Below are 21,820 nucleotides of genomic sequence, written 5' to 3' on the forward strand. Positions count from 1 at the left end.
AGCCGCTGACCCAGCTGGGCCTGGCCACCGGCAACATCACGCCCGAGACCCGCGGCGCGTTCGATGTCGTCGAAGCCTTCGCCGAACTGCGCATCCCGCTGCTGGCGGACCTGCCGTTCGCGAAATCCCTGGACCTGAACCTAGCCGGTCGCGTGTCCGACTACAGCACCGTCGGTTCGACCACGGCCTGGGCTGCTTCGGTCGAGTATCTGCCGACCGAGTGGCTGAAGCTGCGCTCGCAGTACGCGGTCGCCGTGCGCGCCCCGAACATCAATGAGCTGTTCAATCCCGGCTCGCAGACCTTCCCGCAAGTCGGCGACCCCTGCGAAGGCGTCACCCTGAGCGGCGGTCAGGCAGCCTTCGTCAACGCCCAGGTGCGCTATGACGTGTCGGAGCGCATCAGCGTCTATGCCGGCGTCGACAACCTGTTCGACGAATACATGTTCGTCGCGGGCACCAACGGCGACATCGGCCAGTCCACCGGCTGGACCACCTTCCCGGAGGTCTATGACGGTCTGGGACGTCGCTTCTACGGCGGATTCCGCTTCAGCTTCTGATCGCTGAACCACCAAAGACAGGAAGGGCCGAGCGCAAGTTCAGCCCTTCTTCAATTACGGACCGCCCTGCTCCCTATCTGAGGGTCTCGACGCGCGCCACGCCGCCTGCGCCTTTGGTCAGACGGAAGGCGTCAACTTCGCGGCCTGTTGCGGTGAACGCCCGATAGACAATGGCTTCCGGCGAAACATCCAGTGTCTGAAAGGTCTGGGTGCGCGAGGCCGAGTGCGTGGCCCAGCCGAGATCGGCGACCGGGTACATCTTCGGCCCGGCGACCGAGACGACATAGGTCGAACCCTGGTCGGACGGATGGTCAGGCCCCGGATTGCCCATGCGGCCCGTCCCGATGGCGCCGCGCGCATAGCCGTGGTCGTGGGCCTGCAGCACCAGATCGACGCCGTATTTGTCGATCAGCGGCTTCAGGGCGTCGCGCACCCTGGCGTTGTCCCGATCGGGGTCAATCGAGAACAGGGGGAAATGCAGGAACAGCGCCGTCCAGCGGTTCGGATTGTCGGCCAGAAGCCCGTCCAGCCAGCGCACCATCTCGGCGCGCATGGCCTCGTCGCCGTGGAACAGGGGGGCGTCGACAGAGATCAGGCGCAGGCCCTGATAGTCAACGGTCCAGGCCGTCTCCTTCAGCTTCTCGACGCCCGCCGGGCCGGTTTCCGGCAGGGTGTATTGTCGCCGCCACTGAGGGTTCAGCACCGGGCCGCGGCCATACTCATGATTGCCAGGCGTCGGCATCTGCGGAGTCTGAGCGTAGAGGAAGCCGCCGGCGGCGAACCACTCGCCCCACTCGTTGTCGCTGTCGTGACGGTTGATCAGGTCGCCGGCATGGATGACGAAGGCGGCGTCCCCAGCCTTGCGGAAAGCCATCCTCAGGGTGCGAGACGCCTCGCTGAGGATGTTGTTCTGCATGTCCCCCATATAGAGGAAGGTGAAGGGCTCAGCCGTCGCCGCCGCCGTGCGGAACTGCAGCCATTCCGACCACAGCATGCCGTCGCCGACCCGATAGGCGTAAACCGCGTCCGGCTTCAGCCCCTTCAGCACCGTCGAGTGATAGGCTGCGTGGAACTGGGACGCCTCGCGCACGGTGATAGTCGCATCGTCGGTGACGGCGGTCACGCGCACCGCTTCCTTGACGAAGTCCGGGCCGTCCTGAGCCTCGGCGTATTCGACATAGCCGATAGCGCCGGGCGCAGTGCGCCAGGTTACGGCCATCTCATGCGCCGGGTCAGCGGTCAGGTTCAGGATGATCCGCTCCGGCTGTTCGGTCGGAGGGACCACCGACCGATCCGAAGCCTGGGCCGGCAAGGGCTCAGGCCGCAGCGGACGCTCGGCCGTCTGCGCCATCGTCTGTCCGCCCACGGCCGCAAGCGCGGCCCCGAGCATCAGGGCAAAAGTCGCTTTCATGTCCTTGCCTCGATCAAAAGACGTAGGTCAGGCCGAGCGAGATCGACCGACCGTTCTTGATGTAGGCTCGGCTGGCGCCCGTGCTCGCCCCGGCCGTGTACCAGTAGGTGTGGTTGTCGAAGAGGTTCTGAACCTGCAGCGAGGCGGTCGCCCCCTTCCACAGCTTGCGCCGGACATTCAGGTCCACGAACTCATAGTCCTGCTCATACGGATTGTTGCCGAAGTCCTGGATGCCTTCCAGGAATTCCGACTGGTAGCTGTAGGCGGCGTAGGCTTCCCAACCGTTTCGTTCCCAGAAGACCTGGATGTTGGCGACCGCCTCGGGCGTCTCCATCAGCGGCAGGGTATAGCCCTGCGGGTGCCAGGAAATGCCGGTCTCGGCTTCCGAATTCTGAAGCGTCAGGTTGACGCTGGCGCCCAGCGCCGACAGCGGCCCCGGCAGCCAGTGGAAGATTTGCTGGGCGCTCATCTCGACGCCATAGACCCGCGCCCACTTGCCGTTGTTGGGCATGGAGACGGTCACGCCATCGGGGCCGACGTTCACGCCCGCCGTCCCGTCACGGATGTTCGAGGACGAGGAACGGTACAGGAAGTTCTCGATGTCCTTGTAGAACAGGCCCAGCGAATAGGCGCCGGTGTCGCCGTTGTAACGCTCGACCGACAGGTCGTAGTTGATCGCCTTCATAGGCTTCAGGTCCGGGTTGCCCTGCTCGACGGCGACCAGCACCCATTCGTTCTTGGGGTTCAGCTTGCCGTCGCCATCCGGGTCGCTGTCGTAGCCGTACTCGCGCGCCGAGGACATGCGGGCGATGTCGGGCCGGGCGAAGCTGGTCCAGATGGCCGCGCGGACTCGGGTCCGATCGTCCAGGTCATAGTTCAGATGGATAGACGGCAGGACATTGACGAAGTCGCTCTTGTCCGTAGCGAAGTGCGCGCCCTGAACCTCGTCGAGGATATAGGCGTCGATCTCGTTGTTGGTGCTCTCGACGCGGACGCCACCGATGATCTGGGCCTGGCCGAAACGGGCCGTCGCCATCAGGTAGCCGGCGAAGATGTCCTCCTTGAAGGTGAAGCTGTCCTCGCCGCTCAGCTCAGCGTTGCCGGGGTCGGTGGCGAAGCCGTCGAAGAAGTCGCTGTCGCCCGCCATGGCGCGCTGCAGTTCGGCCAGCATGGCCTCGTTGTCGATCACCGTGCCCAGGCGATAGAGGCCGGAGTACTCGCCGTCGAACAGGCTGGCGACCTCCTTGCCGTAGAAGCGCGAGAAGTCGGCCAGGGCGCCGCTGGCGTCCAGATCCATGAACTCGCCGTTATAGGTCGAGCGCTTGGAGCTGTAGTATTTGCCGCCCGTCTTGATCGCTTCCAGCCAGGTCGAGACCGGGCGCCATTCGACGTTGAACTGGCCCTGCCACAGCTCTTCCTGAGCCCCGCCGACCTCGCCCGACAAACCAGCGAAGTCATATTGGCTGTTGTCGTGAATCGCCGCCATCCCGGCGTCGTTCAGCACCCATTTGGGGAAGCGGCTGTCGCCGAAGTTGACGACATCGACGCCCTTGTTGCCCAGCCAGCCGTACTTGTCGCTGCGGAACTCCATCTCATAGCTGTCGTCGATATTGTCCTCGGACTTGGCGTAGGACAGGTCGTAATCGACGGTGAAGTCGCCCAGTCGGCTGACGCCGCCCAGGTTGACCGACATCAGCGACCCGGTCTCGCGCGAGCCTTCCCAGAATCGGCGCAGGCGGAAGCCCTGCGGATCCCAGGCCCCCGAGGCGCCGTCCAGCGTATAATAGGAGCGCGTCTTGCGATCCTTGTCGGTGATCCGGCCGTCGCCGTCCTGATCGACGATCTGGGCTGTCGTATAGCCGTAGATGTTCCCCAGCGCGGCGTCCGTGCCGACGATCATGTCCTCGGGACGGGCCAAGCCGGTCATCGCCTTGTCGACCTGGCTCAGGCGGGTCGAGTTACGCCCCGTATCGTTGCGGAAGTTCAAGCGGTTGCCGAACTCGTCCTGAGTGTACTCGTTGAACTGGCCGCGCAGATGAAATTCATGATCCGCGCCGCGATAATCCAGGCTGGCGTTCAGGCCGCGTCGCTCCACCTCGGTCTCGCCGAAGCCCAGGTTCATGCCCCGCATGACGAAGCTGTCGGTGTCCCACCCCATGGTCTCGCTGTCAGCGTACCAGACGGGGGGCTGGTTATCGCCGTCCACGCCGTTCTGTTCGAACTGCGACTTGCGGCGCGACCAGCTGCCGGTGACGAACAGGCCCCAGTTGTCGTTGAACTGGCGACCGAACGAGCCTGAAATCTCGCCCGACTTCTCGTCGTCGAACTTGTCCAGCATCCCGGCCGAGGCCGACAGGACGCCATAGACCGGGTCATGATCGAAAGCCGTCGGCGTACGGATATCGATCGTCCCGCCCAGGGCGTCGCCGTCCCGATCCGGCGTCAGGCTCTTGATGACGGTGATCGAGTCGATGCCTTCCGGCGGCAGAAAGCTGAGGCGGACGCCGCGATAGAAGTTGTCGTCACGCGAACCCGCCCCGCCCATGCGGACGCCATTCATGGTGTAGTTGTTCAGTTCGGTCGACAGGCCGCGGATAGTGATGCGATCGCCCTCGCCCGTCGTATGATTGCGCACGGCGTTGACGCCCGGCAGGCGCGACAGGGATTCGGCTACGTTGTTAGCCGGCAGGTCGCCCATGTCGTCGGCGCTGATGACGTCCGAGATGAAGTCGGCGCGGCGCTTGGCGTCCAGCGAGCGACGCAGGCCCGCCGCATAACCGACCACCTCGACCTGCTCGACCTCGAAAACAGCCTCGGCCCCCCCCTCCGCCTGGGCTGTCTGACGCGTCAGGGTCAACACGCCACGCACTTCGCGCGCCTCGACGCCCGCCCCGGCGATCATGCGACGCAGGGCCTCGCGCGGGGTCATGGAGCCGGACACGGCCTTGGATATGCGGCCGCGTGTCAGGACCGGATCGAAAACGATCTGCAGCCCCGTCTCACGCGACAGCGTCTGAAGCGCGCGGCCCAGATCCTGGGCCGGTATGGAAATGGCGGTCCGCGTCTCGATAGCGGGCGACGACTGCCAAGCGTAGGCAGGCGCGGCGGCGGCGGCCAGAACGGCGATGGCGGCCGCCGTCAGAAGGCTTGTCTTGTGGATGCGCATTCGATGAATCCCCAGCGATCGAACGTGATCGATACGGGGTTAGACGGCGGCCCCGGCAGTCCTGACACCTGTCATGAAAACTTGCTCTGACGGTCGCCTAAGCTTTCGAAATGACGAAGCGGTCCGACCCTTTCCGGGTCAGCGTCAGACCATGCAGCCGCACAATGGCGGCTAGGGCGTTCTCGGGTTGATCATAGGCGAAGCGGCCGCTGACCAGGACACGCCCTGCAGCGGGGTCGGCCAGTTCCACCTTGACGCCGCTGGCGCGCTCCAGATCCTGAAGCACGCTGGCCAGGCTGGCCTCGTTGAATTCCAGCCACCCCTTAGCCCAGGAAGGGATGTCGGTCTCTGCCTCAGGCCGCATCAAAGCCGCTCGCTGAACCACGCCCCCGGACACGGTCGCCCGCTCGCCCGCATGAACGAGCGTGGACATGCCTCGGTTTGAACGGACCTCGACGAGCCCTTCGAACACCACCACCTCAACTGCAATCCCGTCCGCGTCTGGGCGCTGATCGACATTGAAACGGGTGCCGACAGCAGTGACACGCACGCCGTCCACCTCGACCGAGAAGGGCCGGTCCTTGTCAGGCGACACCTCAAAGAAGCCCTCGCCCTTGAGACGCAGACGGCGCTCGTGATCGCTCAGATCCACTCGCAGTCGACTCTCGCCGTTCAGACGCACGGCCGATCCGTCCGCCAGAATGACGGGCTGCGGCGCGCCATGTACGCCGACAATCGTCTCGCCGCGCGGGGTCAAGACACCCCCTGCCGCCACGACACAAGCCAGCGCCGCCGTCACGCCCGCAAGCGCCATGGGCCGCGAATTCCACACGAAACTGGAACGTTTCGTCGCGCCGCGCCCGCCAGCAGCTCGCTGCGTCGCCCAGATTACGGCGGCGTCTTCCAGCAGTTCCTCATGAAGGCGCAACAGGGCGGCGCGATCCCTTCCCCCCTCCAGCCAGCGATCAAGCTCCACCTGGCGCTCTGACGACCAGGACCGATCCCGTCGCGCGTCGGCCCACAGGGCGGCCGCCCGATCGTCCTTTGAACGGACCTTCTTAGTCGACATGGCGGCCCTCCGCCGTCCGGCGCAGCATCTGGGCCGCGCGACTGTAGTGTTTCTGGACCGCCTCGACCGAAAGCTTAAGATCGCGAGCGATGGCTTCATAGGATTCCTCACCCGCGCGACGACGGATGAAGACCTCGCGCCGCAGAGGGGGCATGGCCTCCAACGCCTTCTGGCATAGCTTCAGCCGCTCGCTCATGTCCAGCGCTTCCAACGGCGTCGCCGCGCTGTCGATGGGATGTTCAACAGCGTCCAGGTCGTCGATCGGCACAGCGCGCGCCCGTCGCGCTCGATCCACCAGAATGTTGCGAGCGGAACGGACCGCATAGGCCAAAGGATCGGTGATCAGAGTCTCGCGCGCCCGCGCTAGGACGCGCATCATCGCCTCCTGGACCACGTCCTCGGCGTCGCCTGCGACCGCCAGCCGTCGTCGCACATAGGCCAGCAGCGCCCGGTTGTGCGTCACCAGCGCCCGTCCGACTTCCTGTTCGTGTCTCGTCACACGCCGTCCCCCAAGGCGCGGGTCTATAGTCGATGGACGCGACGAAAAGATCACAAGGCGCAGCTGGCGGACTTCAGACGCTCAACCGATACCCCACGCCCGGTTCGGTCGCGATCAGGCGCGGCTGGGCCGGGTCCGCCTCCAGCTTCTGACGCAACTGGCCGACCACGACGCGCAGATACTGGGTGTCCTCAGCATGGGCCTTTCCCCAGACGGCGGTCAGCAAATCTCGATGGCCGACTACCTTTCCCGCATTACGCGCCAGATGCGCCAGGACGTCGTACTCCTTGGGCGTCAACCGCACGGCCGCAGCCGCGCGGGTGATCAGACGGCGCTCCAGGTCAATGATCACTTCGCCTGCCGTTAGAGGTCCGGTTGCTTCGGGGCGAGACACGGTCTGACGAAGATTGGCGCGCAGCCGAGCCAACAGTTCACCAACGCCGAAGGGCTTTTCAACATAGTCATGGGCGCCCAGGTCAAGAGCCGCGATCTTCTCGGCCTCCCTGTCCCGCGCCGACAGGACGATGATCGGCCCGGCGTAGAACTCGCGGGCGCGAGCCAGTACGTCCTTGCCGTCCATGTCGGGCAGGCCGAGATCCAGCACCACGGCGTCGGGGTTCCACAGGGCGATGCCGCGCAAGCCCTCCTGTCCGCTGTCGGCGCGACGGGGCTCATAGCCGGCGGCGTCCAGCGCCGGGGAAAGGAAGCGGTGGATCTGGGGCTCGTCGTCGATGACGAGAATCTGAGGACGAACGGCAGCCATGGTGCGGACTCTAGAGCAGGCTCGGGTGAGTGACGACGGCCTTGGGCAGACTGATCAGGATGCGGGTGCCCTTTCCATCCTGAAGGGGGCTGGCGGCGGCGATGCGCCCGTTCATGGCCTCGACGAAGCCCTTGGCGATGGCCAGCCCCAGACCCGCGCCCTTGGTCCGGTCTGACGGCTCCTCCATGCGGCGAAACTTGTCGAAGACGCGCTCCAGTTCAGCGGTCGGGATGCCCTTGCCCTCGTCCTCGATGGAGATCACGACTGCGCCCCGGTCCTCATAGGCGGCCAGTTCGACCGTCGAACCGTCGGGGCTGTAGGCGATGGCGTTTTCCAGGATGTTCACGAGCGCCTGTTCCAGCAAGCCCTGATCGACCATGACCAGACTGAGCTGGGCCGGGAAGTCGCGGGTCATCCTGCGCTGCCCCAGACGCCGCGCCACCCGCTTGCTCGCCGCGTTCAGCACGTCGCGCACATCGATCCAGTCGGCGCGGATGTTCAGGCCTCCGCCTTCCAGTCGGGTCATGTCCAAGAGGTCGCCGACATAGCGGCTGAGACGCTCGGCCTCCTCGCGGATCGACAACAACAAATCGGCGCGCACGGCGGGCGTCAGCTTGTCGCCGAGGTCGATCAAGGTGGTCGAGGCGCCCAGGACCGTCGATAGCGGCGTCCGCAAGTCATGGCTGACCGAGTTCATCAGCGCGCCCCGGAAACGGTCGGTACGGCGCAGGGTCTCGGTCTCGACCGCCTGGCCGGCCAGGTCGGCGCGCTCGACCGCCACCGCGCCCTGATCCAGCAGGGCCAGGGCCAGCTTCTCTTCGTCAGAACCCGGCGACAGGGCGGCGGCCTCGATCCCCGCCACGCCCGCCCGGTCGCGCACGCCTTGCAGAAGCCGGAAGGTCCAGCGCGCCTGAGGCAGGGTGCCGGTGCCGTGGCCGGCGGGTTCGCCTTTTTCCCAGGCCCAGCGCGCGGCGGCCATGGCTTCGGCGTCCAGTTCGGGCTTGCCGGGCGCTCCGGCGGTCAGGATCAGTTCGCCGTCAACGGGCAGCAGGACGACCGCCCCGGTCCCTGCTGCGGTCGCCGTCTGTTCGGCCAAGATGCGCGCAGCCTCGCTCCGATCACCGATCCCGGTCAGACGCTGGCTGGCGGCCAGAAGAGCGGACACCGCCGAGGCGCGGCGTTGAGCCGCCCTAGCCTGCTCTCGCACCCGCCCCGCCAACGCGCCAGTCGTCAGCGCAACGCCCCAGAAGACGATCAGGGTCAGCACGTCCGTCGGCGACCCGATGGCGAAACTGAACTTCGGCTGCAGGAACAGGAAGTTGTAGGTCAGGAAGGCGACGGTCGCCGCCGCCAGGGCGGGCCGCAATCCATAAAGAGCGCCCGCCGCCAGAACCGCCGTCAGATAGATGACGCCCAGGTCCACCCGTTCAAACGTCCGGTCCAGCAAGAGGGCCAGAGCCGTGGCGGCGACCACGCAAGCCGCGCCGACGGCGTAACCACGCCACCCTCCAGCCAGGTTCAGGCGCGCCTCTTTCGGCGGCTTGGGCGGCGGCTCGACCTCGTCGGTGACGACGTGGATGGCGACGCCGCGCGCCTGGCGCAACAGTTCGCCGGCCAGCGACCGGCCCAGCCACTCCGAAAGGCGGCTGTCTCGACCCTTGGCCAGGACGATCTGGGTGACGTGATTGTTGTGCGCGTGATCCATCACCGCGCGCACCACGTCGTCGCCGCTGAGAACCACGGTGCGCCCGCCCAGTTGCTCGGCCAGTTTCAGCGCATCCGACAGCTTGCCCGCCGAGCCGACGCCGTGGCGCGCGCCAGACGGCCGATCGACATGAGCCACGGTCCAGGGCGCGTCCATCATCATGTCGGACATGCGTCGCCCCGCCCGAACCAAGGGGCCGGCCATGGCGTCGCCGGCCACCAGGACCAGGATGCGCTCGCCCGCCGCCCACGGCCCGGCCGCCCCCTGTTCGCGCAGACGGGCGGTCAGCTGATCGTCCACCGTCTGGGCTGCGCGGCGCAGCGCCAGTTCGCGCAGGGCCGTCAGGTTCTCGACCTTGAAGAAGTTGTCCGAGGCCAGCCGCGCCGTCTCGGGCACATAGACCTTGCCCTCGGCCAGACGCTTGCGCAGCTCCTCGGGGGTGATGTCCACCAGTTCGATGTCGTCGGCGCGCGACAGGGCGCTATCGGGCACGCTCTCGCGTTGGCGCACGCCCGTGATGCGCAGCACCACGTCCGACAGGCTTTCCAGATGCTGGACGTTCAACGTGGTCCAGACGTCGATCCCGGCCTCCAGAATCTCCTCCACGTCCTGCCACCGCTTCGGATGGCGCGAACCGGGCGCGTTGGAGTGGGCGTATTCGTCGACCAGCAGCAGGTCCGGGCGGCGCGCCATCGCCGCGTCGATGTCGAACTCCAGCAGGGTCCGTTCGCGGTAGGCGATGGGCCTGCGGGCCATGACTTCCAGCCCGCGAAGCAGGCTCATCGTCTCCTTGCGGCCGTGGGTCTCGACCACGCCGACGACGACGTCCTCGCCCTCGGCCTTTCGTCTCCGAGCGGCGCGCAGCATCTCATAGGTCTTGCCGACGCCTGGCGACATGCCCAGAAAGACCTTCAGCCGCCCACGCTTGCGCGGGGCGGCCGGGGTCTGGTCCGTCGTGGGAACGGAAGGCGTCATCCGCCCGCGGTCGTGAGAAGGCCGAAGCGGGCGTCCAGCGCGCGATTGGTCAGCAGAACATTGACCCGCGGCTGACCCAGCACGCCGAACGTGCGGCCCTCGACATGCTGTCGGATCACTTCGCGCACCTGCGCCTCCCCTACGCCGCGCGCCTTGGCGATGCGGGCGGCCTGAAGCTCAGCGTAGGCCGGAGAGATATGCGGGTCGAGACCCGATGCGGAGGCTGTCACGGCGTCGGCCGGAATGGCCTTTGCGCCCGTCTCGCTTCGCAAGGCGTCGGCGTTCGTCTTCACCCGCGCGATCAGATCGGGGTTCAACGGGCCGAGGTTGGAGCCGGACGAGGCGGCGGCGTCATAACCGTCACCCGCCGCCGACGGCCGGGGATGCAGATACCCCGGCGCGGCGAACGTCTGGCCGACCAGGGCCGAGCCGACCACCTGCCCCGCCTTGTCGCGAACCAGGCTGCCGTTCGCCTGATCTGAAAAGGCCGCCTGGGCAACCCCCGTCACGGCCAACGGATAGCCGACGCCCAGAACGCCGGTGAACAGGGCGATCATGACGATCGCCGGGCGAATATGGTTCAGCATCAGAAGTTCGCCTTAAGGCTGGCGACGACGCGGCTGTCATAGGCGGTGCCGAAGCCATGCTCGTCAGTGTCGAAATAGCGGACGTCCAGGCCCAGCCGCTGCGTCAGCTGATAGGCCGCGCCCAGGTTCCAGGTCGTGTAGTCGAAGTCCGACGACACCCACTGACGCCCCAACGCCGCCGAGAGCATCCACTTGTCGGCCGGGCTGATCGCCGCATTGACCTCGGCATAGGTCGCCTCGTCCTCGGACGCGCCGAAGAAGTCCGGCGAATAGTAGATCGCCGCGCCCAGCGTCGCCGGGCCGACCGCGCGCGAAGCGGCGGCCTTCAGCTCGACATAGTCATAGTCTGCGCCGTTCGGCTGGCCGGCGTAGAAGTAGCTGACCACGCCGAAGTCCCAGTCGAAGCCGCCGAATGCGGGCCGGACGCCTGCGTAGAGGTCGATCTCGGCGTCGGTGTCGGCGTCTCCGGCGAAGGAGACGTTTCCGGCCCAGGCCCCGGCGTAGAAGACGCCTTGCGTCACATCCACCCCGGCCGAGATCGCCGGATCGCCTTCATTCTGGCTGACGCCCCGGAAGACGTAGTCAGATCCAATGGCGGCGTTGAAGGCGACCTCGGGGCGGGCGCCCTTCGCAACGTCCTGGGCCTTGGCGTCCGTGGGCGCCGTGCACAGGCCAAGGGTGATGACGGCGACCAGACAGGCCCCGCCCAGCAGGGCGTTGTTGAGGTCCGAGCCGTCGAGTTTCTTGCGCTTACGCATGCTGTTTTTTCCTTAGTCCTCAGGCCAGGCCGAGGGCGGAGATGACGATGTCGATGAGCTTGATGCCGGCGAAGGGCGCGATCAGGCCGCCCAGTCCGTAGATCAGCAGGTTGCGGCCCAGCAGCTTGCCCGCCCCCACGGCGCGGTATTTCACCCCGCGCAGCGCCAGCGGGATCAGGGCGACGATGACCAGGGCGTTGAAGATGACCGCCGACAGGATGGCGCTTTCCGGGCTGGACAGCTTCATCACGTTCAGCGCCGCCAGCGACGGCAGGCCGACCACGAACATCGCCGGAATGATGGCGAAATACTTGGCCACGTCGTTGGCGATCGAGAAGGTCGTCAGGGCGCCGCGCGTGATCAGCAGTTGCTTGCCGACCTCGACGATCTCGATGACCTTGGTCGGATCGCTGTCGAGATCGACCATGTTGCCGGCCTCGCGCGCGGCCTGGGCGCCGGTCTGCATGGCCACGCCGACGTCGGCCTGAGCCAAGGCGGGCGCGTCGTTGGCCCCGTCGCCGCACATGGCGACCAGACGGCCCTTGGCCTGCTCCGCCTTGATCAGGCGCATCTTGTCCTCGGGCGTAGCCTCGGACAGGAAGTCGTCGACCCCGGCTTCAGAGGCGATAGCCGCCGCCGTCACCGGGTTGTCGCCGGTGATCATGACAGTGCGCAGGCCCATGCGGCGCAGATCGGCGAAACGCGCCTTGACCCCCGGCTTGACCACGTCTTTCAGGTGGATGACGCCGACCAGGACGTCGTTCTCGACCACGGCCAGGGGCGTGCCGCCCGAGCGGGCGATGCGGTCCACGGCGGCGCGGAACTCGGCGGGGGCCTCAGCCTCGGCCAGACCCAGGGCTTTGAGCACGGCGTCCACCGCCCCCTTGCGCCACGAGCGGCCGTCCGCTTCGAGGCCCGACTGGCGGGTCACGGCGGTGAACGGAATGGTCTTGGCCCCGGCGGGCATATCGCCCGTCACCCCAGCGTTGCGGCCCAGCTCGACGATGGATCGGCCCTCAGGCGTCTCATCGGCCAATGAGGCCATGACCGCCGCGCGCATCGCCGCTTCGGGACGGACGCCCGGCGCGGGGATGACCTCGGTCGCCATGCGGTTGCCGAAGGTGATGGTGCCGGTCTTGTCGAGCAGCAGGGTGTCGACGTCGCCTGCCGCCTCCACCGCGCGGCCCGAAGTGGCCAGAACGTTCACCTTCAGCAACCGGTCCATGCCGGCGATGCCGACGGCGGACAGCAGCCCCCCGATGGTCGTGGGGATCAGAGTGATGAAGAGCGCGCCCAGGACGATGGGGTCCAGCTTGATGCCCGAATAGGCGCCCAGACCCAGCAGGGCCGCGACCGCGATCAGGAAGATCAGGCTCAGACCGGCCAGCAGGACCGACAGGGCCAGTTCGTTCGGCGTCTTGCGACGGTCCGCGCCCTCGACCATGGCGATCATGCGGTCGAGGAAGGTCGCGCCGGGGGCCGAGGTGATGCGCACCTTGATCCAGTCGGAGACGACCGTGGTGCCGCCCGTGACGGCCGAGCGGTCGCCGCCGCTTTCGCGGATGACGGGCGCGCTTTCGCCGGTGATGGCGGCCTCGTTGACCGAGGCGACGCCCTCGATGATTTCGCCGTCCGAGGGGATGACGTCCCCGGCCTCGACCAGGACGATCGCGCCGATCTCCAGCTCATGCGCCGGGGTCGGGACGACCGTGCCCGTCGTGGGGTCGACGATCAGCTTGGCCTTGGTGGTGACGCGAGAGGCGCGAAGGCTGTCGGCCGCCGCCTTGCCGCGCCCCTCGGCGATGCTTTCGGCGACATTGGCGAACAGCACCGTGGCCCACAGCCACAGGGCCAGTTGGACGGCGAAGCTCGCCGCCTGTCCCGTCGCCACGGCGGCGACCGCCGAAACGGTGGCCAGGGCCGCGACGATCCAGGTGGCGAAGATCACCGGGTTGTTGAGAAGCTTGGTCGGGTTCAGCTTGACGACGGCGTCGCCGAGCGCCCGGCCGAGCATGGCCCCGGTCAGCCCGCCCGCGATGGGCGCAGCAGACACTCTTTGGTTGGATGGGGAGCTCGACGGATCGAGCGTGACTTGGGTCATGACGGATATCCGATCAGAACCGGGCCGTGACCTGGAGCATGTCGAAATGCTCCACGATCGGTCCCAGGGAGAGTGCGGGGAAGAACTGCAGGCCGCCGAGGATCAGGATCACCCCGATCAACAGGCCGATGAACAGCGGACCGTGCGTGGGAAGGGTGCCGACCGAGGGCGCCAGGCGGGGCTTGGCGACCAGCGCCCCGGCTACGGCCAGAACCGCGACGGCGGGCACGAACCGGCCTAGCAGCATGGCCAGACCCAGGGTGGTGTTCCACCAGGGCGCGTTGGCGGTCAGGCCCGCGAAGGCCGAGCCGTTGTTCCCCGTCGCCGAGGTATAGGCATAGAGAATCTCGGACAGGCCGTGCGGCCCCTTGTTCAGCAGACCGGCCAGGGCTTCGGGCAGGACGGCGGCGACGGCCGAGAAGCCCAGCACCGACAGGGGCACGACCAGCACCGCCAGCATGGCGAATTGGATCTCACGCGCCTCGATCTTCTTGCCCAGATATTCCGGCGTGCGACCAACCATCAGGCCCGCCACGAAGACCGCCAGCATGGCCATCAGAACCATGACTGCGATCCCCGACCCGATCCCGCCGGGCAGGATCTCGCCCAGCTGCATCAGGAACATCGTCACCGCCCCGCCCAGCGGCATGTAGCTGGCGTGCATGGAGTTGACCGAGCCGTTCGAGGCGCCGGTCGTCTGGGCCGCCCAGGCGACGGACGACGGCACGCCGAAGCGGACCTCCTTGCCCTCCATGTTTCCGGCGGACGTATCGACACCGGCCGCGACCAGAGCAGGCGCCGGCTGGCTTTCAATGACGTAGAGGGCCGAACCCGCCGCGCCCAGCAACAGGACCGCCGCGACCACCAGGGCGCGCACGTCCTTCTTGGCTAGGACGCTGCGGCCGAAGGCGAAGAAGGCCGCCCAACCCATGACGTTGATGCAGATCGCCGTGATCAGAGTGGTCAGCGGCGTGGGGTTCTCCAGTGGATGGGCCGAGTTGACGTTGAACACGCCGCCGCCGTTGATGCCCAACTGCTTGATCGCCAGCTGGCTGGCGGTCGGGAACAGGCTGATCGTCTGCTGACCGCCCTCCAGCGTCGTCGCCTGGGCCGAAGCCGCCAGCGACTGCACCACGCCCAGCCCGGCCAGAACCACGGCCACGATGAAGGCGATGGGCAGCAGGACATAAAGGCTGGTGCGCGTCAGGTCGGCCCAGAAATTGCCCAGCCCCTCGCCGCGATTGGCGATGAAGGCGCGGGCCAGCGCCGCCGCGATCGTCGCGCCCGTGGCCGCCGAGACGAAGTTCTGCACCGTCAGGCCGACCATCTGGGTGAAGGTCGAGACGGTCGTTTCGCCGCCATAGCTCTGCCAGTTGGTGTTGGTGACGAAGCTGACGGCGGTGTTGAAGGCCAGGTGCGGGCTGAGGCCGTCAAACCCCTGCGGATTCATCGGAAGAACGCCCTGCAGTCGCAGCAGGCCGTAGAGCAGCAGGAAGCCCGCCAGGTTGAAGGCCAGCAGAGCGCCGACATAGCCCAGCCAACCCTGGCTGCGCGTGGGGTCAACCCCGGCAGCGCGATAAAACAGGCCCTCGACCGGCATCAGCACCGGGTCCAGCCAGGTCCGCTCGCCGTTCCAGACGCGCGACATATAGACCCCGATCGGCCAGCCGAGCATGATGGCGAGGCCGAGGGTCAGGGCGATCTCCGCCCATCCTTGAATGTTCATGAGAAGGCGGCTCCGTTCAGAACCGCTCGGGCCGCAGCAGGGCCGCGACCATATAGCCGGCGATGACCAGGGCGCCGACGCCCCAAAGGACGTTCAGCCACACAGTCACAACCTCCTCAATACAATGGCGAGGGCGGCGAAGGCCACGAAGGCTCCAACGCCGATCACCACAAAAATCACATCGGCCATGCCGAACACCTCCAGCTCAACTAAAAACCGGAGAAGACCTCTGACGGGCGTAAAGGGGCCATGCGGAAAGCCGGTCGCCGCATAAGGCGCGCATAAGGCCGCGCTTAGGTCGGGATTAGGCAGGAGGACGCACAGGCCACGCCTTTCACGCCTCTCAGTCAGGCCGAACACATCGCCCGCCGCCTACAGAAGCAGGTCGATCGACTGCGAGCCTGGATCATGCGTACAGGTTGGAACCTCAGCCCTGGGCAGCCATCCGCAGTTGACTTGAGCTTTTCCGCCTCTATGGCATGAGCCATGGGGTCGAGGAACGTTGGGATGCAGGGGGAGGCTTCGGCTTCTGGCGAAAAGGTCGCCCAGGCCCATGCGACGTTGCTGAAGGATTCATCGCTTCAGTTCGATCGCGCCAATTTCGACCCTCCGCCCACGCCCGGCTGGCTACGCTGGATCGGTGAAGCCCTGGAGTTCCTGGCGCCTGTTCTGAAGTGGGTGTTCTGGATCGGGCTGGCTCTGCTGGCGGGGCTGATCCTTTACGCCATCGTACGCGAGATCCTGCGGCTGCGGAGACCCGCCGCCAAGCCCGTCAAGCCGGTTGTCCCGATTGAGACTGACTGGCGGCCCGACGCTCAGGCGGCGCGCGACCTGCTGTCCGAGGCCGACGCCCTGGCCGCGCGCGGGCAATACGCCGACGCGGCGCACCTGCTGCTGCTGCGCAGCGTTCAGGACATCGAGAAGCACCAGCCGCGCGCCCTGCGCGTGTCGCTGACCTCGCGCGAGATCGCTCGGTTGAAGGCCCTGCCCGAGGCGGCGCGACCTGCTTTCGAGCGGATCGGCAAGGTGGTGGAGCGCAGCCTGTTCGGCGGGGCCGCCGTGGGCGCCCAGGACTTCGCCGACTGTCGTCAGGCTTATGAGGCCTTCGCCCTGCCCGAAGGCTGGCGCGCATGAGCCGGTCCGCCAGGGCGGTCGGGAACGCCTTCTCGCCCGTGGTCATCATCAGCGTGCTGTTGGTCAGCGTCGTCGCCCTGGCCGGGCTGGGCGTGCTGTCGGCCTATGCGCCTGAACTGAAATCCGGCGATGACGGCGGCGGCCACGCCCTGTCTCGCAGCTCGACCGGCTTCGGCGCCATGCCGGCCCTGCTGCGAAACCTCGGCGTGCCGGTGACGATGAGCCGAGGCCGCCTGACGCCGTCCTCGGACGAAAGCTTGCTGGTCCTGACGCCAACACCGAGCACCCAACCCGAGCAGATCGACGACATCAACCATGCCGGCGCGACTCTGATCGTCCTGCCCAAGTGGAACGCGACGCCCGACCCCAAGCACCCTGGATGGGTTCGCACAATGGGCTTGCTGCCTGCCCAGACCTCACTTGCGCCGCTGAGCGAACACTTGCGTCAGGGCGCCCGTTTGCAATCGCGCGACGGCCGCGTGACCGTTGCTTTGAAACGCCCTGACGGCACGCCCCTCGGCGCGCCAGTGGATGTCGATGCGCTGAAGACCCTGTCCGGCCCTGACTGGGTTCCTGTCGTGACGGACGATCAGGATCGCCCCGTTCTGGCCAGACACGCGACCACGCGAGTCTATGTGCTGGCCGACGCCGACCTGCTCAGCACCCACGGGCTGAAGACGCTGAACGGCGCGCGCACGGCCATCGCCCTGCTAGACGTCGTGCGGGCGAAGGACGCGCCGGTCATCTTCGATCTGACGCTGCACGGGATGCAGCGCACGCGCAGCCTGTTGCGGTTGATGCTGGAGCCGCCGCTGCTGGGTATGACGCTGGTGCTGGCGGCGCTGGCGGCCTTCGCAGGCTATCAGGCCGTGGTGCGTTTCGGCCCGGCGCGCGAGAGCGGCCGCGCCATCGCCCTGGGCAAGCGCGGGCTGGCCGACAATACGGCGGGGCTGGTGCGGCTGGCCCGGCGCGAGCATCACATGGCCGCGCCCTACGCCCTGCTGACCCGCGCCGCCGTCGCTCGCGCCATCGGCGCCCCGCGTCGCCTGAGCGAGGCCGAACTGGACGCCTTCCTCGACCGCGTCAGCCGGACCACCGGCGCGCACTCGACCTATTCCGCCCTGGCCGATCAGGCTCGGGCGGCCAAGACCCCAGGCGACCTGATGCGGGTCGCCGCCGCCCTCTATCGCTGGAACCAGGAGCTGACCCGTGCACGTCAATGAGGTGAAGACGATCGCCGAGCGCATCCGCGCCGAGATCGCCAAGGCCATGGTGGGCCAGGACGGCGCCGTTGATCTGCTGCTGACCGCCCTGTTTGCAGGCGGCCACGTCCTGCTGGAAGGACCGCCCGGCACAGCCAAGACCCTGCTGGCGCAAAGCTTCGCCCGCTCGGTCGGGCTGGACTACGGCCGCATCCAGTTCACGCCGGACCTGATGCCGGGCGACATCTTGGGATCGAACTTGTTCAACTTCCAGACGTCCAGCTTCACCCTGACGCGCGGGCCGATCTTCTGCGAGCTGCTGCTGGCGGACGAGATCAACCGCACTCCCCCCAAGACCCAGGCCGCCCTGCTGGAAGCCATGCAGGAACGCCGCATCACCATCGACGGCCAGACTCATGCGCTGAGCCCGCGTTTCACCGTGGTCGCCACCCAGAACCCGATCGAGCAGCAGGGCACCTATCCGCTGCCCGAGGCGCAGCTGGATCGCTTCCTGTTCAAGCACGTCCTCGACTATCCCGATCTGGAGCAGGAGCGCGCCATCATCGCCGCCCACGGGTCGCGCACAGGCCAGATGGACCCCGTCGCCCTGGGCGTCGAAACCGTGGCCGAAAGCGCCGCCATCGCCGCCGCCGTGGACGCCGTGGCTCAGGTGCGGCTGACGGACGAGGTCGTCGGCTATATCGCCGCCCTGGTGCGGGCCACGCGCGATTCCGCCGATGTGGAGACGGGCGCCTCGCCGCGCGCCGGGGCCATGCTGGCCGTCGCCGCCCGCGCCCGCGCCGCCCTGGACGGTCGCGACTACGTCATTCCCGATGACGTGAAGGAACTGGCGATCCCGGCCCTGCGCCACCGTCTGGTGCTGTCGCCTGCGGCCGAGATCGAAGGCCGTCGCGTCGAGCAGGTGCTGGCCGGCCTGGTGGACCAGGTGGCGGCGCCCCGGTGATCTATCCGACCCGACGTGCGGTGACGGTCCTGGCGGCGGGAGCGCCCGTCGCCCTGCTGGCGGGCGTGCTGACGCCCGTCGGCTGGCTGGCCGGTCCGGTCTGGATCGCCGGCGTGCTGCTGCTGTTCGCGCTGGACGCCCTGCTGAGCGGCTCGCGCTCTAGCCTGACGCTGGACCCGCCCGAGCCGGTGCGCGCCGCCGTCGGACGACCGGGCCTGGTCGGACTGACGGCGCGCTTCGCCGCGCAGGGCCGCGCGCCGCATCAGGTCGAAGCCGCCCTGTCGGGCGAGGCCAAACTGGGCGTGGACAACGCCCCGCGCCAGGCCGGGGTGCGTAGCCATGTCGCCTCCCTCGCCTTCACCTTCACGCCCGAACGACGCGGCGACGCGGCGCTGCATAAGCTTTGGGTGCGCTGGCGCGGACCGATGGGTCTGGCCTGGAAGCAGAAGACGTTCCGCCTGGATCTGTCGGCGCCGGTGCTGACCGACCTGCAGTGGGTGCGTGATCAGGCGGTGCGCCTGTTCGCCCGCGACGCCCTGTTCGGGGCCAAGGCCCAGCTGGACATCGGCGAAGGCGCCGAATTCCAAGCCCTGCGCGACTATCAACCCGGCATGGATCGGCGCGCCATCGACTGGAAGCAGTCGGCCCGCCACGCGGCCCTGCTGGCCAAGGAGTTCCGCACCGAGCGCAACCACAACGTCATCATGGCCCTGGACTGCGGACGCGCCGCCTGCGAGCCGGTCGACGGCATGCCGCGTGTCGACCGTTTCATTCACGCGGCCCTGCTGCTGTCCTACGCCTGCCTACGTTCGGGCGATCGAGCGGGCCTGTTCGCCTTCGATTCCCGCCCGCGCCTATCGACCGGCGCCGTCGGCGGCATGAACGCCTTCCGAACCCTGCAGACGGTCGCCGGTCGCGTCGATTATTCGACCCACGAGACCAACTACACCCTGGCCCTGGCCACGCTGTCAGGACAGCTCCAGCGCCGATCCCTGATCGTGGTTTTCACCGACTTCACCGATTCCACCGCCGCCGAGCTGATGATCGAGTCTCTGGGCCGGTTGCTGAAACGCCATCTGGTGCTGTTCGTCGTCCTGCGCGACGAAGAGTTGGAGGCCCTGGCCGCCGCCGCGCCGGAAACGGCCGAGGACGTGTCGCGCGCTGTCGTCGCCGCCAGCCTGCTGCGCGAGCGCGAAACGGTCATCAGCCGCCTGCGCCGCATGGGCGCCCACATCGTCGACGCCCCCGCCGATCAGGTCGGGCCCGAGGCGGTCAACGCCTATCTGGACCTGAAGCGGAGGGATCTGCTGTGACTGACGCCCCCCTGCTGAAAAGCCAACGCTTCCGCCAGGCCCGTGAAGAGGACTGGCGCCGCCTGGAGCGGTTGATGGACAAGGCCGAAAAGGGTTCGGCGTCCAAACTGACTGATGAAGAGATCCTGGCCGTGCCGGTGCTGTACCGCTCGACCCTGTCGGCCCTGTCGGTGGCGCGCGAGACCTCGCTGGATCAGGGGCTGATCGACTATCTAGAGACGCTGTCGGCGCGGGCCTACTTCTTCGTCTATGGGTCGCGAGCGACGTTGCGAGACCGCACGACCGCCTTCTTCCGCCATGATTGGCCCGCCTCGGTGAAGGGCTTGTGGCGCGAGACCCTGGTGTCCGCCGCCCTGATGCTGCTGGGCGCCGTCGTCGGCGGCTGGTTGGTCATGCACGATCCCGAATGGTTCTACGCCTTCGTGCCGGGCGATCTGGCCGGCGGGCGCGATCCGGGCGCATCGACCGCCACCTTGCGCGCCACCCTGGACGGGACGGACAACGCCGACGGCCTGTCGGTGTTTGCGGCCTTCCTGTTCACCCACAACGCCCAGGTCGCCTTGCTGGCCTTCGCTCTGGGATTCGCCCTGTGCCTGCCGACCGGATTGCTGATCCTCTACAACGGAGCGACGCTGGGCGCCTTCTTCGCCCTGTTCGCCAGCCGAGGCCTGGGCTTCGAACTGGGCGGCTGGTTGCTGATCCACGGCGTGACGGAGCTGTTCGCCGTCATCCTGGCCGGCGCCGCGGGTCTGAGGATCGGCTGGGCCGTCGCCTTCCCCGGACGGGCCCATCGCCTGGACGCCGCCGTCCAGGCCGGGCGGACCGCCGGCGTCGTCATGGGCGGGGTCGTCGTCATGCTGCTGCTGGCTGGGCTTCTGGAGGGTTTCGGGCGGCAGCTGATCGCCGACACCGGTCTGCGCTACGCCGTGGCGGGCCTAACAGCATTGATCTGGGGGCTCTACTTCTATGGCCCAAGACGGGAGATCCCCCGTGTCCGCTGAGGTCGTAAAAGTCGACAAGACCGAACGCCCCTTCGTCACGCCCGAGGGCGTGGACCTGAGGCTGAACATCGGCGACGCCGGACAGCGAGCGGCGGCCTTCCTGCTGGACGCCGGGATCATCATGGGGGTGCTGATCGCCTTCACCTTGGCCCTGATCTTCACCGGCGTAGGCGCCATAGGCGCCGCCGGACGAGCGGGCGCAGAACTGATCGCCGTGCTATGGCTGGTGGTCTTCTTCCTGCTCAGAAACTTCTACTTCACCGCCTTCGAACTGTCGGCCGCAGCCGCCACGCCCGGCAAGCGGGTGATGGGGCTGCGCGTCGCCTCACGCGACGGCGGACGTCTGCGGGCGGAATCGGTGTTCGCGCGCAACGCCATGCGCGAGCTGGAGGTCTTCCTGCCGCTGTCCTTGCTGGTGACCCAGGCGGGCCAGGGCGGGGTCGATAGCTGGATGTATCTTCTGGCCTTCGTCTGGGCGGCGATCTTCGTCTTCTTCCCCCTGTTCAACCGGGATCGGCTGCGCCTGGGCGACCTGGTCGGCGGCACCTGGGTGGTGCGTACGCCGCGCCGCAAACTGACCCGCGACATGGCTGACGACAGATCCGAGCGGATGGCGGGCCACGACTTCACCCTGGCTCAACTGGATGCATATGGAGCCAAGGAGTTGCACGTCCTGGAGTCCGTCCTTCGCACCGGAGAGCGCAAGACCATGCGCGCCGTAGCCGACCGCATCATGACCAAGATCGGATGGGCTCGCGATCAGCATCAGACGGATCGCGACTTCCTCAGCGCCTACTACGCCGCCCTGCGAGGCCGACTGGAACAGAAGCTGCTGATGGGCGTGCGACGCAGGGACAAGCACGACGTCTGACCCCGCCTGATCCGTCCT

General features: G+C 67.4%; 19 protein-coding genes and 1 pseudogene. 8 read left to right on the plus strand and 12 right to left on the minus strand.

Going from position 1 to position 21,820, the window contains the following annotated elements; translation table 11 throughout:
• Positions 1 to 5: 5 nt before the first annotated feature.
• Both EGK63_RS17000 and EGK63_RS17005 read left to right on the plus strand, forming a co-directional pair.
• A pseudogene (locus tag EGK63_RS17000) lies at positions 6 to 242 on the plus strand (hypothetical protein); the annotation flags it as partial.
• 12 nt (positions 243 to 254) lie between these two features.
• On the plus strand, positions 255 to 557 hold the full coding sequence (locus EGK63_RS17005) for a TonB-dependent receptor (RefSeq protein WP_165906590.1): 303 nt from the start codon (positions 255 to 257) through the stop codon (positions 555 to 557).
• 73 nt (positions 558 to 630) lie between these two features.
• Here EGK63_RS17005 and EGK63_RS11640 read toward each other — a convergent pair whose 3' ends face one another.
• The 12 genes from EGK63_RS11640 to EGK63_RS11695 form a co-directional block, all read right to left on the minus strand.
• Positions 631 to 1,968, minus strand: coding sequence for a metallophosphoesterase family protein (locus EGK63_RS11640; protein WP_243637670.1), 1,338 nt, complete (start codon positions 1,966 to 1,968; stop codon positions 631 to 633).
• Positions 1,969 to 1,981: 13 nt separating this feature from the next.
• On the minus strand, positions 1,982 to 5,134 hold the full coding sequence (locus tag EGK63_RS11645) for a TonB-dependent receptor (protein ID WP_125901613.1): 3,153 nt from the start codon (positions 5,132 to 5,134) through the stop codon (positions 1,982 to 1,984).
• Between the two features lie 97 nt (positions 5,135 to 5,231).
• The gene (locus tag EGK63_RS11650) at positions 5,232 to 6,203 is read right to left on the minus strand and encodes a FecR family protein (protein WP_165906591.1); all 972 of its coding nucleotides are present in this window, start codon (positions 6,201 to 6,203) and stop codon (positions 5,232 to 5,234) included.
• Positions 6,193 to 6,702: an RNA polymerase sigma factor gene (locus tag EGK63_RS11655; protein ID WP_165906592.1), complete on the minus strand. Its 510-nt coding sequence runs from the start codon at positions 6,700 to 6,702 to the stop codon at positions 6,193 to 6,195. The genes EGK63_RS11650 and EGK63_RS11655 overlap by 11 nt, the downstream gene beginning before the upstream one ends.
• 73 nt (positions 6,703 to 6,775) lie before the next feature.
• Positions 6,776 to 7,465, minus strand: coding sequence for a winged helix-turn-helix domain-containing protein (locus tag EGK63_RS11660; RefSeq protein WP_125901616.1), 690 nt, complete (start codon positions 7,463 to 7,465; stop codon positions 6,776 to 6,778).
• Between the two features lie 10 nt (positions 7,466 to 7,475).
• Positions 7,476 to 10,145 carry a sensor histidine kinase KdpD gene (locus EGK63_RS11665; RefSeq protein ID WP_125901617.1) on the minus strand — a complete coding sequence of 890 codons (2,670 nt, stop codon included), beginning with the start codon at positions 10,143 to 10,145 and terminating at the stop codon, positions 7,476 to 7,478.
• Positions 10,142 to 10,732: a potassium-transporting ATPase subunit KdpC gene (gene kdpC / locus EGK63_RS11670; protein ID WP_125901618.1), complete on the minus strand. Its 591-nt coding sequence runs from the start codon at positions 10,730 to 10,732 to the stop codon at positions 10,142 to 10,144. The genes EGK63_RS11665 and kdpC overlap by 4 nt, the downstream gene beginning before the upstream one ends.
• A complete protein-coding gene (locus tag EGK63_RS11675) occupies positions 10,732 to 11,490 on the minus strand; it encodes a TorF family putative porin (RefSeq protein WP_125901619.1) in 759 nt (252 codons plus the stop codon). Before EGK63_RS11675 ends, kdpC begins: the two co-directional genes overlap by 1 nt.
• Positions 11,491 to 11,509: 19 nt before the next feature.
• Positions 11,510 to 13,504 carry a potassium-transporting ATPase subunit KdpB gene (gene kdpB / locus EGK63_RS11680; RefSeq protein WP_243637677.1) on the minus strand — a complete coding sequence of 665 codons (1,995 nt, stop codon included), beginning with the start codon at positions 13,502 to 13,504 and terminating at the stop codon, positions 11,510 to 11,512.
• A 100-nt stretch (positions 13,505 to 13,604) separates the two neighbouring features.
• Positions 13,605 to 15,317: a potassium-transporting ATPase subunit KdpA gene (gene kdpA, locus EGK63_RS11685; RefSeq protein ID WP_125901621.1), complete on the minus strand. Its 1,713-nt coding sequence runs from the start codon at positions 15,315 to 15,317 to the stop codon at positions 13,605 to 13,607.
• 16 nt (positions 15,318 to 15,333) lie between these two features.
• Entirely contained in the window at positions 15,334 to 15,426 is a 93-nt protein-coding gene (locus tag EGK63_RS11690; RefSeq protein ID WP_157677928.1) for a potassium-transporting ATPase subunit F, read from the minus strand.
• Entirely contained in the window at positions 15,423 to 15,677 is a 255-nt protein-coding gene (locus tag EGK63_RS11695) for a hypothetical protein (RefSeq protein ID WP_125901623.1), read from the minus strand. Before EGK63_RS11695 ends, EGK63_RS11690 begins: the two co-directional genes overlap by 4 nt.
• Before the next feature lie 147 nt (positions 15,678 to 15,824).
• Here EGK63_RS11695 and EGK63_RS11700 point away from each other — a divergent pair, with 147 nt between their 5' ends.
• From EGK63_RS11700 to EGK63_RS11725, 6 genes are read left to right on the plus strand one after another with little or no spacing between them, the layout of a single operon-like run.
• A complete protein-coding gene (locus tag EGK63_RS11700) occupies positions 15,825 to 16,451 on the plus strand; it encodes a DUF4129 domain-containing protein (RefSeq protein ID WP_125901624.1) in 627 nt (208 codons plus the stop codon).
• A complete protein-coding gene (locus tag EGK63_RS11705; protein ID WP_125901625.1) occupies positions 16,448 to 17,674 on the plus strand; it encodes a DUF4350 domain-containing protein in 1,227 nt (408 codons plus the stop codon). Before EGK63_RS11700 ends, EGK63_RS11705 begins: the two co-directional genes overlap by 4 nt.
• On the plus strand, positions 17,661 to 18,617 hold the full coding sequence (locus EGK63_RS11710; RefSeq protein WP_256375788.1) for a MoxR family ATPase: 957 nt from the start codon (positions 17,661 to 17,663) through the stop codon (positions 18,615 to 18,617). Before EGK63_RS11705 ends, EGK63_RS11710 begins: the two co-directional genes overlap by 14 nt.
• Positions 18,614 to 19,930, plus strand: coding sequence for a DUF58 domain-containing protein (locus EGK63_RS11715; protein WP_125901626.1), 1,317 nt, complete (start codon positions 18,614 to 18,616; stop codon positions 19,928 to 19,930). Before EGK63_RS11710 ends, EGK63_RS11715 begins: the two co-directional genes overlap by 4 nt.
• Positions 19,927 to 20,931 carry a stage II sporulation protein M gene (locus EGK63_RS11720; RefSeq protein WP_243637671.1) on the plus strand — a complete coding sequence of 335 codons (1,005 nt, stop codon included), beginning with the start codon at positions 19,927 to 19,929 and terminating at the stop codon, positions 20,929 to 20,931. The genes EGK63_RS11715 and EGK63_RS11720 overlap by 4 nt, the downstream gene beginning before the upstream one ends.
• Complete coding sequence (locus EGK63_RS11725; protein WP_243637672.1) at positions 20,921 to 21,802, plus strand: RDD family protein; 882 nt, start codon at positions 20,921 to 20,923, stop codon at positions 21,800 to 21,802. Before EGK63_RS11720 ends, EGK63_RS11725 begins: the two co-directional genes overlap by 11 nt.
• Positions 21,803 to 21,820: the final 18 nt, after the last annotated feature.

The sequence above is a fragment of the Brevundimonas sp. 357 genome (genome assembly GCF_003938605.1).
Taxonomy (GTDB): Bacteria; Pseudomonadota; Alphaproteobacteria; order Caulobacterales; family Caulobacteraceae; genus Brevundimonas.

Bases quoted from the DNA above. Each gene is read 5' to 3' on its own strand.
- EGK63_RS11675 (WP_125901619.1), bottom strand. From the start codon at position 11,490: ATGCGTAAGCGCAAGAAACTCGACGGCTCGGACCTCAACAACGCCCTG.
- EGK63_RS11650 (WP_165906591.1), bottom strand. From the start codon at position 6,203: ATGTCGACTAAGAAGGTCCGTTCAAAGGACGATCGGGCGGCCGCCCTG.
- EGK63_RS11665 (WP_125901617.1), bottom strand. From the start codon at position 10,145: ATGACGCCTTCCGTTCCCACGACGGACCAGACCCCGGCCGCCCCGCGC.
- kdpA (WP_125901621.1), bottom strand. From the start codon at position 15,317: ATGAACATTCAAGGATGGGCGGAGATCGCCCTGACCCTCGGCCTCGCC.
- EGK63_RS11640 (WP_243637670.1), bottom strand. From the start codon at position 1,968: ATGAAAGCGACTTTTGCCCTGATGCTCGGGGCCGCGCTTGCGGCCGTG.
- EGK63_RS11645 (WP_125901613.1), bottom strand. From the start codon at position 5,134: ATGCGCATCCACAAGACAAGCCTTCTGACGGCGGCCGCCATCGCCGTT.
- EGK63_RS11705 (WP_125901625.1), top strand. From the start codon at position 16,448: ATGAGCCGGTCCGCCAGGGCGGTCGGGAACGCCTTCTCGCCCGTGGTC.
- EGK63_RS11700 (WP_125901624.1), top strand. From the start codon at position 15,825: ATGCAGGGGGAGGCTTCGGCTTCTGGCGAAAAGGTCGCCCAGGCCCAT.
- kdpC (WP_125901618.1), bottom strand. From the start codon at position 10,732: ATGCTGAACCATATTCGCCCGGCGATCGTCATGATCGCCCTGTTCACC.
- EGK63_RS11660 (WP_125901616.1), bottom strand. From the start codon at position 7,465: ATGGCTGCCGTTCGTCCTCAGATTCTCGTCATCGACGACGAGCCCCAG.
- kdpB (WP_243637677.1), bottom strand. From the start codon at position 13,504: ATGCTCGGCCGGGCGCTCGGCGACGCCGTCGTCAAGCTGAACCCGACC.